The sequence below is a fragment of the Bacillus sp. NPDC077027 genome, assembly GCF_050269555.1.
In the GTDB taxonomy this organism is placed as follows: Bacteria; Bacillota; Bacilli; order Bacillales; family Bacillaceae; genus Bacillus.
Window position 1 is genome coordinate 108472 of record NZ_JBNNIO010000007.1, and the last position, 13530, is coordinate 122001.

A 13530-nucleotide genomic window follows, 5' to 3' on the forward strand; every position below is an offset into this window, starting at 1 on the left:
TTGTAAAATCTCATCGGTATCTCACCCCATATCAGCCTATTCAATTGCTAAATATGGAATGCCAGTTTAGGGCTTGAGCAAAATATCTTTTATTTTTTCAATTTGTTCTTTAGGGATATGACATGCTTCTATGAGAAACTGTTCGACAGTTCCATATGTATCAATGATCTGATTTAAAGCATCTTCTAGATAATCTTGTTGCACCTCAAGTAAAGGCTTTGTCTGTAGTTTTGAAACTCGGTATAAACTCATCATACGAATTAAGCGTTCCTGTTGTTTGATGAGTATTTTGACTCCATCATTCGAGAGCATATATTGTGATAAAACCTTGTTCTTCGGCACACCTACTAGTAACTGGACAAGTGCTGATAAAAATCCAGTTCGATCCTTTCCGCTCGTGCAATGGATTAGAACGGGATAGTGCCTCTCATCTGATAGCAAATTGAAAAACTGCTGAATTTCTTTATGACGTTCATTGACCATACTGGCATACATGTCTTTCATGATTGGTATAAATGACAGCGATTTTGCTTGTGTTGTAAGCATTCGAAACATGCTGAACTTACTCGGTATTTTACTATCTGGCTGCATAGAAATATGCATAAGTTTGACCTTGTCATCATGTTGCATTTTTGATGGATGCGATTTTCGCTCAGAGGCTGTTCGAAGATCACAAATAAGCTGAATCCCTAATTGTGAGAATGTATGAATATCGTCTTTTGTTAAACGAGATAAATTTGCCGATCTAAAAATCATTCCAGGCTTCAGCAACTTCCCTTCTTCTGTATTGAGCCCGCCTACTTCTCTGAAATTTGCAAGCTTTGAAAAATGTATATGTTGTCTATTCATCGAGCTGTAATCCTCTCTTTTTTCACTATCTTTTCCTTCATCATACGCCTTTTTAAAAAAGGAGAAAAGAAATATCATCATCTGGAAGTTTTACAACTTAACGATCATTTTATCACCTTCACATGGATTACTAACTCATTATTGGTATAATAAAGTCAGCAGAAAGAATTCGTGATAAACGAGTTGATTGGAGAAAATCTTATGCTAAAAACGAAACGAATTCAGCTTATGAAAGAATATGTTTTTGATCAGGAATCAGCCTCTCTGGATGAACTTGTTGAACACTTCGGCGTGTCAAAAAACACCATCAGGCGAGATGTCCAGTCATTGGTTGAATCAGGTGTACTCAATAAGGTGTATGGCGGCGTTGCTGTAAACCATTCAACACTTGTTGTCTACCAAGATCGAAAAACGCGAAATTTAAACAAGAAGCAAGAAATCGGACAGGCTGCTGCTCGTTTTGTCGAAGATGGCGATGTCATTTTTGTTGATTCTGGGACAACCACATTAGAGATCCTCCCATTTATTACTGATAAACAGTTGACTGTTGTCACAAACAATGTTGATTTTATTAACCAAGCCATATCTCATCCAAACTTAACGATTTTTTCCACGGGTGGAATGCTCGAAAGAAAAACAAATTCATTTGTTGGCTTTCAAAGTGTTGAACGGCTCAAAACGTATAATATGAACAAGGCATTTATTGCTTCTACAGGGATTTCAATAGAAAACGGCCTCACCAATTCCTCACCACTTGAAACCGATATTAAACGAACGGTTGTGACCAAAAGTGCGATGACATTTTTAATGGTGGATGATAGCAAATTTGATCAATACGCCCTCACGACCTTTTGTGAATTAAAAGAAATTGATGTTGTTGTCACAAATCAACAGCCACCACAAGCTTATCTCGAATACGGTGAAAATCATGATGTCCGCTTCGTCACACCAACCACCTAAACTTATCAAAACAGTTGATAGATTGGCATCAGTGCAGTGAGTCAACAATCTGAATGGCTCTATGGACAGAGCCATTTTCTTTATTTATCTGATTCAAGCTTTAAAACGACTTGAAACAAAAATTGATAAAGATGTGAAAGCACTTCAGCTAGTGCCATCTCTTCTTTTATTTCCCCGATTTCAAGTAGCTGAAGGTTCATCTCAAATAGACCATCCTGCCCGTTAAATTGGAGCTGTGCACCTTTTACATCTGAAAGAATCTCTTTCAGCTTCCCTGTTTCTTTTTTCCGTCTCATGAAACCAAAAAGGGCGGTATAAGTTTGGAATACATCATCCCATTCGATTGCGACACCATCTATTTGTACAATGTCAAACCACGGAGATTCAATATAGATAAACTCATTCTTGTGGTTTTTGACATACGTAAGAGGTTCCTGTAAGAATGGAGGCTCTTCTGATTGTATGAATGCTTCTGCTTCCTTTTCAACTCGTTCGATATAGACATCTCGAAAGCGGTCCTTCTCCTCTGCCCTCTCTCCTTCTAATGTCCAGTCGCATGCAAGTGCCTGTTCATGTTCAAAATCTGTGAGCGTATATCCTTTTTTCACTAAGTCATTTAATCGCTGCATCAACATGTAGATGCCTCCTTTTTCTGATCAACATGCGTTTTTATTTTAACATAACGAATGTGAAAAGAAAGATAAGATGGGTGCCACTTTTGATAAGAGGATGGTATGATATGAAAAAAAGCAATTGGTCACGGAGGGGATGCTCTTGCTGACGTTGGCACTAGCAGAAAAAATTGTAGATGAGGTAAAAAAAGTTCTAAAAGAAGAAATCATCATCACCCAGACAAACGGTACAATCATTGCAGGAACAGATACATCACGTATTGGTCGATTTCATGAAGGCGCATTTTTAACCTCCTCTCAAGGTCAAAAACGTGTGTTGACAAAGGAAGATGAGCAGCGTTTGAAAGGTGTGAAGGCAGGCATTAACTTGCCGATTTATTTTCAGCAAGATGTCATTGGCGTTATTGGCATGACAGGCGACCCAGAGCATGTCTCCCCCTTTGGAGAAATCCTTAGAAAAATGACAGAGCTATTGATTAAAGAGAATGAATTTTCACAAGAAACAGAAAGTCATGACAGGCAGCTTGAGGCTTTTGTTTTTGACTGGCTTCATATGCCGCAAGCGACCAAAGATTTTCATGAAAAAGCCGAGCTCCTTCAGTTAGATGTGACGAAGGATCGCATGATTATCCTTGTTGACTGCCGAGGGGAAAAGCTGATGAAGCGAGATCAATTCAAAGCTGTTCAATCCATGCTTCATTTAAGAAAACATGATGTCATAGTAAGGTGGGGACGTTCACGCCTACTACTGATTCTTGAAACAGATGGAGAAAAACGTCATTCCCTTGAGTGTCGACTTGTTGAAATGCATACCCTCCTTTCTCGATATTTACAGGCAGACATTTTAATGGGTGCCGGACAGGCAACTTCTTGTGCAAAGATAAAGACTTCCTTTTTTCAGGCTGAACGAGCATTAAAGCAGGCCGATCATGTCACACCTATTCTTTTTGATGAGGATTTGATGCTTGAGCTTTTAATAGAAGATTTAAGTGATGAGGCGAAGCATTCATTTTTGGAAAGGACCATTTCACATCTTCTGCCCCACCAGGAATTAATGAAAACGATTTGCATGTTCATAAAACAAAATCATTCGCTCAAACAAACCGCAGAGGTCATGCATATTCATATCAATACCCTCCACTATCGGCTGAAACGTGTAGAGGAGTTAACTGGATTAGATCCGAAGCAGATGCAAGATGCTGTGTTATTCTTTTTGGCTTTCCTGATTTTAGATGAAGATACAAAAAAAATCACAGAACAACATGAATTTTTAGAGAATCGTCCGTAGGAACCAGGGCGATTCTTTTTTTATACTAAAGGTAGTTAAATGTCTTGATAGATGGAGTTGATCTGGATGGGGAAATCTATATGTTTAAACAAATTAAAAGAAATTGTTGGCAGTCAGTATGTGCAAGAAAGTAAGGCGGATAGACTCGCTTACTCCTATGATGCCACACCAAATTTTCAGGCGATGCCAGATGCTGTTGTAAGCCCAGGAAACAAAGATGAGATACAAAAAATCGTCCGTGTATGTGCTGAATATAAGGTGCCAATCATTCCTAGAGGGTCTGGTACAAATTTATGTGCAGGTACATGCCCGACTGAAGGTGGCATCGTGTTGCTATTTAAACGCATGAATCAGGTGATTGAAATCGATGAAGAGAACTTAACTGTCACTGTTGAACCGGGCATTATCACACAGGAATTAATCAAACTCGTTGAGGAAAGAGGGCTCTTCTATCCCCCTGACCCTAGCTCAATGAAAATCTCGACAATTGGCGGGAATATCAATGAGAATTCAGGTGGATTAAGAGGATTAAAGTATGGTGTGACAAGAGATTACGTTCTCGGACTTGAGGTTGTTTTGCCGAATGGCGATATGATCAAAACTGGCGGAAAACTTGCCAAAGATGTCGCAGGCTATGATATGACACGCTTATTTGTTGGCTCAGAAGGAACACTTGGCATCATCACAGAAGCAATCTTGAAGCTCGTTCCGCTTCCTCAAACAAAACAAACGATGCTTTGTTTATATGAAAGTTTAGAGGAAGCAGCTACATCTGTGTCAGCCATTATCGCAAAGCGCATCATTCCAGCGACCCTTGAGTTTATGGATCAGCCCACATTAGAAGTCGTCGAGGATTTTGCGAAAATTGGACTCCCCACTGATGTGAAGGCCGTTTTGTTAATTGAGCAAGATGGTGTGCCTGAAGCGGTCAAACGTGACATATATGAGATGGCTGAAATTTGCAAAGCCCATGGCGCAAAAAGTGTCGAGATCGCACAATCTGAGAAAAAAGCAGAAGATTTGTTAAGTGCAAGACGTTCGGCGCTCTCTGCCCTCGCGCGTTTAAGCCCGACGACGATATTAGAGGATGCCACAGTACCAAGATCAGAAATCGCCAATATGGTGCGAGCTATTGAAAAGATTGCCGACGAGTATCAAGTGAAAATCTGTACGTTTGGTCATGCAGGAGATGGGAATTTACACCCAACGTGTGCGACAGACGCAAGAAATGCAGAAGAAATGGAACGAGTCGAGCAAGCATTTGCTGCTATTTTTGAAAAAGCTGTTGCGCTTGGAGGCACAATTACGGGTGAGCATGGAGTTGGTGTGATGAAGGCACCTTATTTAGAGCTGAAACTAAAAAAAGAGGGAATTGCTGCAATGAAGGCAGTGAAAAATGCACTCGATCCAGCCAACATCATGAATCCAGGGAAGATTTTTGCAAACGAATCTAGGAAGCGAGTGGTGATCTCATGACATCCGCACAAGAAAAACAACAAATCCAAAAGCAATTTCAAAAGCACATGGATGAGAAAGAGTTACTCAATTGTATGCGCTGCGGTTTTTGTCTCCCCTCCTGTCCCACTTACATTGAATCAGGTCATCAAGAGACACACTCTCCAAGAGGGCGAATTGCTTTAATGAAAGCTGTAGTAGACGGTGTCATTGAACCAGATGAAGATGTCGAGCATTCTTTGAATTTATGTCTTGGCTGCCGTGCATGTGAACCAGTTTGCCCATCTGGCGTGAAATATGGCAGATTGCTTGAAGATGCAAGAGACATCATTCACCAAAACAAAAAACATTCTTTTCCCGTTAAAATGGTGCGTAAAATCGTCTTTAACGGTTTATTTCCTTCTCAAAGCCGAATGAGAACGGCAACTGGTTTCCTTCGCTTTTATCAGCGATCCGGAATACAAAAAGCAGCTCAAAAAACAGGGATGCTCAAACTGCTCCCCTCCCATCTTCAAGTGATGGAACGCGTACTCCCGCAAGTGCCAAGTATAAAGGAGATGAAAAATAAACCGAGCGAATACGAAGCCATTGGTGTCAAGAGAAAACGGGTCGCCTTTTTTTCCGGTTGTTTAATGGATACCGTCTTTTTAAGGACAAATCAAGCGACAATTAAATTGCTTCAGCTTGCCGGCTGTGATGTGGTTGCCCCTCCTCTTCAAACTTGCTGCGGAGCACTCCATGGTCATAGTGGCGAAAAAGATGGGGCAAGAGAATTAGCCAAACGAAATATTGCGGCATTTGAGCAAATAGAGGCAGACACATTTGTGATCAATGCAGGTGGCTGTGGCGCATTCTTACTTGATTATGATCATTTATTAAAAGATGATCCTGATTTTAGTGAGCGAAGTAAAACCTTCACAGCGAAACTAAAGGATATATCTGAAGTGCTAGTTGAGCTTGATTTTCTCAACCGTACTACTTTATCATTACCAGATCAAATTGTGACATATCAGGATTCTTGTCATCTGCGGAATGGAATGGGCGTTCATCAAGAGCCAAGACAATTAATTAGTGCCATTGAAGGGGTTCATTTTCAAGAAATGAAAGATGCTGATCGCTGCTGCGGATCTGCTGGCATTTACAACCTGACGCAGCCTGAAATGTCTACACAAATCCTTGATCATAAAATGACAGAAGTGAAAAAAACAGCGTGTACAACCATTGTGACTTCAAATCCCGGTTGCCATCTGCAAATGAAAGCAGGCATAGAACGAGAAGGTCTCACCTCAAACGTCAGAGCTGTCCATATTGCTGAGTTGCTATTAGAAGCAGCAACCCATGTAAAAGAAGCGTCCAGTTAATTGTTCTGGACGCTTCTTTTACATGCATTCAGTGGAAACGTTGGATAATAGAGCCATATATTGTGAAAGGAGCTGAGCCTATTGGTGAAAAGAAATAAGAAAAAACTGTCTATGATTCTTCTCCAGTATTTCAAGTTATCCACTTTATCCGATTGTATAAATGAACTATCTCGTTCGACTTTTTTTCCATCGTTCTTTAATGAGTGGTCCTTCGTCAATCAAAGGAGGCGCACCTCACTCTTGATGAACTGAAAGCAAGAATTCCGATTGAACAAACCGTCATTACTGAGAATTCTAATCACATTAAAGAAGCTTTGCTTCAAAGGAATGTTCCCCTTCAACTTGAGTCCGATTGGACCCGAACTCTCCTAATACGAAATGAAAATTGTCCACACAGGGGTAAGTGATGAACAGAGCGTAAAAAAGACTGCATGACAACATGTTGATTGATGTTGACACGCAGTCTTTTCTAATCTTCATCCTTTATATCAGGATCCTCTGGAATCGGCTCATTCAATATCTCTTCTACGAACAGCTTATATTGTTCAAGCTGCTTCAGGTGAGTTTGAAATTGTTCTCTATAAATGAGATAGGCCGTTCCATCAAAAACAGCACGTATCTTTTTTTGCTGAATCAGTTTTTCGATATAAGCCTCAGACACTTCAAGGTATTCTGCTGTTTCTGAAATTGTTAAATACATAAATGCACCACCAAATGAGTCGTATCAATAAGAGAAGTATAACATGATGACTCAAAAAAGCACAAAAAACCTTATTTCGTTCATTTCATAGTTTGTTCATATTTTATTAATTGATTATTCAACTCCCTTCTGTAAAGTAGATGCTAACAATATATATCACTCTACACTTGGAAATTGGGAGGTGACAGACAAAAATCATGTCAAAGAAAAAATTCAATACATTTTTGCGGTTTTGTACTGTAGGGGTTGGAAATACACTTATTGATTTTGGTATCTTTTTTATCTTAACAGCCTGTTTTGTCCCCTATTTAGTTGCACAATGTTTTTCTTACAGTGCTGGGATGTTAAACAGCTATATATGGAACAGACGTTGGACCTTCGACGTGCAAAAAAAAGCAGATAAATGGGAATTGATGAAGTTTATCACTGTGAATTTGATAGCCTCCCTATTCACTTTTTTTGTTTTATATGTATCACAAAAATCAGGTGTATCTTTATTCGTAAGCAAGGTAATGGCGACCATCATCGGACTCGCTGTCAATTTTATTGGTAGCCGCCTTTGGGTCTTTAAAATGATGAAAAATGTATAAGAATGGAGAGATGATCACATGAAAATTAGAAAAGCCGTTATACCAGCAGCGGGACTAGGAACTCGTTTTTTACCAGCAACGAAGGCACAGCCGAAGGAAATGCTCCCTATTGTTGATAAGCCAGCCATTCAGTATATTGTAGAGGAAGCTGTTCAATCAGGGATAGAAGATATTTTAATTATTACAGGACGCAACAAACGTTCTATAGAAGACCACTTTGATCGTTCTGTCGAGCTTGAACAAAACTTAATGGAAAAAGGAAAAAATGACATGCTGGCAGAAATGAAGGACATTGCCAATATGGCAAATATCCATTACATTCGCCAAAAAGAACCACTTGGTCTTGGACATGCTGTGCTATGTGCAAACCATTTCATTGGTCATGAACCATTTGCCGTTTTGCTAGGTGATGATATTATGGTATCAGAGAAGCCAGCGCTTCAGCAGTTAATCGATGTTTATCAGCAACATCAAACAGAAGTTATCGGTGTTCAGGAAGTAGATCGTCTAGATGTGAGCAAATATGGTATTATAAAATCGGCAAAACAAGAAGGCTCTGTCTATCAAGTGTCAGATTTAATTGAAAAGCCTTCAATTGAAGAAGCCCCTTCAAATATTGCTGTGATGGGCCGATACATTTTAAATCCAACCATTTTCTCTATTTTAGAGAACATTGGTCGTGGTGCAGGAAATGAGATTCAGTTAACGGATGCCCTCAGAGTGGCTGCACATCATCAGCCAATTTATGCAAAAACACTTGAAGGACAACGGTTCGACATTGGAGACAAGTTAGGCTGTTTTAAGGCAAGCACAGAAATCGGTTTGATGCGTCAGGAAATGAGACCTCAACTGATAGCTTATCTTCAAAGCATCCTAAAGCGAGAAGAAAAAAAAGTATATTCATCATCATGAACAATGGTGGATGAAATTAGTAGGTAAAGGCAGTGTGAAATGAATGGGAACCATGATCAATGAAATTTTAACCTGGCTGACAAGCCTTGGCTATGTCGGAGTAGCACTTGGTTTAATGATTGAAATTATTCCGAGCGAAATTGTCCTTGCCTATGGTGGTTACATGGTTTCAACTGGAACCATCGGATTTACTGGCGCTGTGATTGCAGGTGTCGTTGGAGGTACGATTGCCCAATGCTTTATTTACTGGATTGGACTTTACGGAGGAAGACCATTTTTGACCAAGTACGGAAAGTACTTACTCATTAAAGAACATCATATTGAAACGGCTGAAAAATGGTTTGAACGATATGGAACTGGTGTCGTCTTTACAGCTCGATTTATTCCAGTTGTCCGCCATGCGATCTCCATTCCGGCAGGTATCGCCAAAATGCCATTTTTAAAGTTTGTATTATTAACAGGACTTGCTGCGATTCCTTGGTCTATTTTATTCATATACCTTGGTATACAGCTCGGAACAAGATGGGATCATGTACAAAGTGTTGCACATACATACACAACGCCAATTATGGTGATTGCAGTTGTACTCATCCTTCTCTATCTCTTGTTAAAGAAATTTCGTTCAAAACGAACATGAATATTTTCAAAACAAATGCCTCTCACTACTATAGTGAAAGGCATTTGTTTTATAATGTCGCTTGTTTTTTCATATAATGCGATAGCTCGATGATCATTGCTCCCATTCTTTCAAGCTCGGGTGCGAGAATTTTTGTCACGCCCTCTTCCTTCAAAGCTTCAGATGTCACCTTACCAACGGCTACTGCAAGAATGTTTTCTTCAAATTGTTGAAGTAGGTCTTCCTTCCTCCCCCAGTTTGCCGCTAACTTGAAAAGTGCATGTACTTGGACAGCCGTTGTAAAACAGACAGCATGCACATCTTGATTGTTCATTTCTTCTAAAAGTGTTTTCGCGATCTTTGGCTCAGGTGGTGTATGCTGGTATGGGAGTAACGTTAGCACCTCTGCTCCCTTTTCTTCTAAGAAATGAATCAATGCAGGAACGTTTTCTCCGTGTAATTGCACCATCACTCGTTTGCCTTTGAAGTCAACTTCCTGTAATTGACGAATTAAATCTTGTACAGTCCCATCCTCGTCTGAAACATCAGATTTTATGCCTCGTTTTTTTAAGGCTGTGAACGTTTTGTACCCTCTTGAAGCAATGTTTGCCTCCATAAGAATTTCCATAAACGCTTGTCCAAGCCCTAATTCCTCTGCACACTCTACTAACGTTTCTGTTCCAATGCCTGTTGTGAAAATGACCCAATCGGCTCCTTGCGTAACAAACCTCTCAATACCTGGTTTTAATTCTTCCTTAGCCAAAAAAACCGTCCCTTGTAGAGGTCTTGTAATAGCCTGTCCTCCCTGCTTTTCAATGAGTATACTCATCTCTTCTATTTTTCTCGTTCCACAAATGGCAACCGTTTTCCCGCTTAATCCCTTACTCATCTTATCCCTCTTTTTCTATAACATTTGTATGTATTAAATATAGTTTTTTATGGAAGATGAAGCAAGCGTCATTTTTACGAAAGTGATTTTTTGAAAAGAGCTTGACGTTTCATTTGAATTCAAGTATCTTTTGTAAGTGGAAATTGTAGGAGGTTATTATGGAAAAACAGAATGTACAAGCAATTCGTTTATCAATTTCAGACCCAACGCCACTTGGTTTATTTGGTCTGGCAATGGTGACGCTCGTCGCGTCCTCTCAAAAACTAGGGATCACTGATGGTACTTCTCTTATTTTACCTTGGGCTATATTCCTTGGAGGGATCGCACAGCTGATCGCATCAGTACAGGATTCAAAGCATCATAATATATTTGGAGCGACAGCTTTTGGCGCATTTGGTCTATTTTGGCTTGGTGTTGGCACAACTTGGCTCATTCAAGCTGGCGTGTTTGGGAAAACGCTTGCCGAAGGAGCAGATCCAAAACAGCTCGGAATCGCTTTTATTGGATATCTCATTTTTAGTGTGTTTATGACCATTGGTGCGATGGAAACACATAAAGTATTATTTATGATTTTCGTCTTTATTGATTTCTTATTTATTGGTCTTGCTTTAAGCTCTTTTAATGTTATGTATGAATTGACGCACACAATTGCTGGCATCTCAGAGCTGATCATTTCACTGCTTTCATTTTATGGATCGGCAGCTGTTGTACTAAACACACATTTCGGTCGTACAGTATTACCAGTTGGACAACCATTCCGCATATGGAAAAAAGCATAAAACCCAAAAAGAACTGCGCTGTGCAGTTCTTTTTTTATTGGCTATTTTTTTTGTTCGTTTTGAAACAGTTCAGCAATGATTTCAAACGAACGCATTCTCTCTTCATGATCAAAGGTATCAGAATTGATCATTACTTCATTTGCTTGTGTTGATTGAATAAATGTCTCTAATCCCTTCTTCACAGTCTCTTTATCCCCAATGATCGTAGAGCTTAATTGTTCATCAACCATTGCCTTTTCGTAAGGACTCCATAAAGAATCCATATTTTCAACCGGTGGCTTAAGCTTACCTGGCGTGTTACGAATCAGGCTTAAAAAGCGCTGATAATGAGAAGTAGCTAAGTACTCAGCACGCTCTGCTCTGTCTGCTGCAAAAACCGTGACCCCAACCATTGCATACGGTTCTTTTAATACGTCGGATGGTTGAAATGACTGGCGATATAACTCAAGGGCTGGGATCGTGTTTTTAGGTGAGAAATGTGAAGCGAATGCAAACGGCAACCCTAGCTCACCAGCAAGGCGTGCACTAAAACCACTTGAACCAAGTAACCAAATCGGGATGTCTAGACCTTCTCCAGGAACAGCACGTACTTTATTTTTCACTTGTCCAGTTGGCTTTAAATATTGCATCAACTCTTCAAGTTGCTCTGGAAACTCTTCGCCATTGTGATTATTTCTTCTTAATGCCCTTGCTGTGAGTTGATCTGTCCCTGGTGCTCTGCCAAGTCCAAGATCAATTCTACCAGGATACAATGTTTCGAGTGTTCCAAACTGTTCTGCAATAACAAGAGATGAATGATTTGGCAGCATGATCCCACCAGAGCCCACTCGTATTTTTTCAGTACAACCTGCAATATATCCAATTAATACAGAGGTAGCAGAGCTAGCGACCCCCTCCATACTATGGTGTTCTGCGAGCCAGTAACGAGTATAGCCCCACTTCTCTGCTTTTTTGGCTAAATCCATACTATTGTTAAATGAATCACGAATCGTTCCTCCTTCAATAACAGAGGATAAATTTAACACGGAATAAGCTGTATTTTGTAAAATTGATTGACCCATTTACTATGTCCTCATTTCTATCAATTTCTTTAGGAATCTTTCTTTTCTCAACATAACATAAAACCCTTCAATTTTTAAATGATTTGATTCGATGGAAATCGAACTAACGAATTGATCATTTATTTAAATTCCACTTTTTAAATTTGCACATAGAATAGAAATATCAATCGTAGGAGATGGGGAATTTGCATAATCAGTACGAAAACAAATGTCACTTTTGCGGAAAAAAGCATGATTGGCAGCCTCATTACAGAAGATCACGTCACGATAGGCCTCAATTTGAGGACTGTCCCATTCTTAGATGTGAATGTAAAAAAAAAGAAGTTGCTAAACATCACAGCATTTGTGCAAAAGGAAAAGGACGTAAAAAACCAAATAATAAAATTGTAAAAAGAGGTCCTACTGGAGTAACTGGGGCGACAGGTCCTACTGGAGATACGGGTGCTACTGGCGTAACTGGACCTACTGGTGCAGGATTAACCGGACTTGTAGCATTTGATCCGGCAGACAGCCCTGCATACCCAGTAGGTCAAGTGGTGACCTTTGATGGTAGCACGTATGTAGTAAACACGGCACCACCAACAGGCACACCAGGCACATCACCAGACTACACATTACTAGCTGCAGCAGGAACCACTGGCGCAACAGGTCCTACTGGAGATACAGGTCCTACTGGAGATACAGGTGTAACTGGTGCAACAGGTCCTACTGGTGACACTGGTGCTACTGGCGTAACTGGCGCAACCGGACCTACTGGTGATACGGGTGTAACTGGAGCGACAGGTGTAACTGGCGCAACCGGACCTACTGGTGCTACTGGCGTAACTGGTGCAACCGGACCTACTGGTGATACAGGTGACACTGGTGTAACTGGTGCAACCGGACCTACTGGTGATACGGGTGCTACTGGCGTAACTGGCGCAACCGGACCTACTGGTGACACTGGTGCCACTGGCGTAACTGGTGCAACCGGACCTACTGGTGACACTGGTGCCACTGGCGCAACTGGTGCAACCGGACCTACTGGAGATACAGGTGCCACTGGCGCAACCGGACCTACTGGTGACACTGGTGTAACTGGTGCAACCGGTCCTACTGGTGACACTGGTGTAACTGGTGCAACCGGTCCTACTGGTGATACGGGTGCTACTGGCGTAACTGGTGCAACCGGACCTACTGGTGATACAGGTGACACTGGTGCAACCGGACCTACTGGTGATACAGGTGACACTGGTGCAACCGGACCTACTGGTCCTACTGGTGTAACTGGCGCAACCGGACCTACTGGTGATACAGGTGCCACTGGCGCAACTGGACCTACTGGTCCTACTGGTGCCACTGGTGTAACTGGTGCAACCGGTCCTACTGGTGATACGGGTGCTACTGGCGTAACTGGTGCAACCGGACCTACTGGTGATACAGGTGACACTGGTGCAAC

The 13530-nt window shown here is 40.9% G+C and carries 13 protein-coding genes and 1 pseudogene; 9 read left to right on the top strand and 5 right to left on the bottom strand.

The features are described 5' to 3' along the window. Positions 1-66 precede the first annotated feature (66 nt). A complete protein-coding gene (locus ACQKEZ_RS18400) occupies positions 67-849 on the bottom strand; it encodes a tyrosine-protein phosphatase (protein ID WP_427303284.1) in 783 nt (260 codons plus the stop codon). Positions 850-1050: 201 nt separating this feature from the next. On the opposite strand from ACQKEZ_RS18400, the gene ACQKEZ_RS18405 reads away from it, so the two are divergent. Beyond that, complete coding sequence (locus tag ACQKEZ_RS18405) at positions 1051-1809, top strand: DeoR/GlpR family DNA-binding transcription regulator (protein WP_427303286.1); 759 nt, start codon at positions 1051-1053, stop codon at positions 1807-1809. Positions 1810-1889: 80 nt separating this feature from the next. Here the strand turns inward: ACQKEZ_RS18405 and ACQKEZ_RS18410 are convergent, their stop codons facing one another. Then, positions 1890-2444 (bottom strand): branched-chain amino acid aminotransferase, encoded by a 555-nt coding sequence (locus ACQKEZ_RS18410; protein WP_427303288.1) that lies wholly within the window; start codon positions 2442-2444, stop codon positions 1890-1892. Positions 2445-2583: 139 nt separating this feature from the next. On the opposite strand from ACQKEZ_RS18410, the gene ACQKEZ_RS18415 reads away from it, so the two are divergent. The 3 genes from ACQKEZ_RS18415 (at position 2584) to ACQKEZ_RS18425 (ending at position 6545) form a co-directional block, all read left to right on the top strand. After that, the gene (locus tag ACQKEZ_RS18415; RefSeq protein ID WP_427303290.1) at positions 2584-3729 is read left to right on the top strand and encodes a CdaR family transcriptional regulator; all 1146 of its coding nucleotides are present in this window, start codon (positions 2584-2586) and stop codon (positions 3727-3729) included. A gap of 66 nt (positions 3730-3795) precedes the next feature. After that, positions 3796-5205, top strand: a complete 1410-nt coding sequence (glcD, locus tag ACQKEZ_RS18420) for a glycolate oxidase subunit GlcD (RefSeq protein WP_427303292.1) — start codon at positions 3796-3798, stop codon at positions 5203-5205. Further along, positions 5202-6545, top strand: coding sequence for a (Fe-S)-binding protein (locus ACQKEZ_RS18425; protein ID WP_427303294.1), 1344 nt, complete (start codon positions 5202-5204; stop codon positions 6543-6545). The genes glcD and ACQKEZ_RS18425 overlap by 4 nt, the downstream gene beginning before the upstream one ends. 469 nt (positions 6546-7014) lie before the next feature. On the opposite strand, the gene ACQKEZ_RS18430 is transcribed toward ACQKEZ_RS18425, so the two are convergent. Next, positions 7015-7245 (bottom strand): excisionase family DNA-binding protein, encoded by a 231-nt coding sequence (locus ACQKEZ_RS18430; protein ID WP_427303296.1) that lies wholly within the window; start codon positions 7243-7245, stop codon positions 7015-7017. A gap of 197 nt (positions 7246-7442) precedes the next feature. Here ACQKEZ_RS18430 and ACQKEZ_RS18435 point away from each other — a divergent pair, with 197 nt between their 5' ends. Genes ACQKEZ_RS18435 through ACQKEZ_RS18445 form a run of 3 tightly spaced genes read left to right on the top strand, consistent with a single transcriptional unit; the run spans position 7443 to position 9384 of the window. Beyond that, positions 7443-7835, top strand: a complete 393-nt coding sequence (locus tag ACQKEZ_RS18435) for a GtrA family protein (protein WP_427303298.1) — start codon at positions 7443-7445, stop codon at positions 7833-7835. An 18-nt stretch (positions 7836-7853) separates the two neighbouring features. Further along, positions 7854-8747, top strand: coding sequence for a UTP--glucose-1-phosphate uridylyltransferase GalU (galU, locus tag ACQKEZ_RS18440; protein ID WP_427303300.1), 894 nt, complete (start codon positions 7854-7856; stop codon positions 8745-8747). Between the two features lie 43 nt (positions 8748-8790). Then, on the top strand, positions 8791-9384 hold the full coding sequence (locus tag ACQKEZ_RS18445) for a DedA family protein (RefSeq protein ID WP_427303301.1): 594 nt from the start codon (positions 8791-8793) through the stop codon (positions 9382-9384). A gap of 49 nt (positions 9385-9433) precedes the next feature. Here the strand turns inward: ACQKEZ_RS18445 and ACQKEZ_RS18450 are convergent, their stop codons facing one another. Continuing rightward, positions 9434-10252: a uroporphyrinogen-III synthase gene (locus tag ACQKEZ_RS18450; protein WP_427303303.1), complete on the bottom strand. Its 819-nt coding sequence runs from the start codon at positions 10250-10252 to the stop codon at positions 9434-9436. 158 nt (positions 10253-10410) lie between these two features. Here ACQKEZ_RS18450 and ACQKEZ_RS18455 point away from each other — a divergent pair, with 158 nt between their 5' ends. Further along, entirely contained in the window at positions 10411-11031 is a 621-nt protein-coding gene (locus tag ACQKEZ_RS18455) for an acetate uptake transporter (RefSeq protein WP_427303305.1), read from the top strand. Positions 11032-11072: 41 nt separating this feature from the next. Here the strand turns inward: ACQKEZ_RS18455 and ACQKEZ_RS18460 are convergent, their stop codons facing one another. Continuing rightward, positions 11073-12092, bottom strand: a complete 1020-nt coding sequence (locus tag ACQKEZ_RS18460; RefSeq protein ID WP_427303307.1) for an LLM class flavin-dependent oxidoreductase — start codon at positions 12090-12092, stop codon at positions 11073-11075. A gap of 176 nt (positions 12093-12268) precedes the next feature. Between ACQKEZ_RS18460 and ACQKEZ_RS18465 the strand changes: the two are divergent. Then, positions 12269-13530 (top strand): annotated as a pseudogene (locus ACQKEZ_RS18465) (hypothetical protein); the annotation flags it as partial.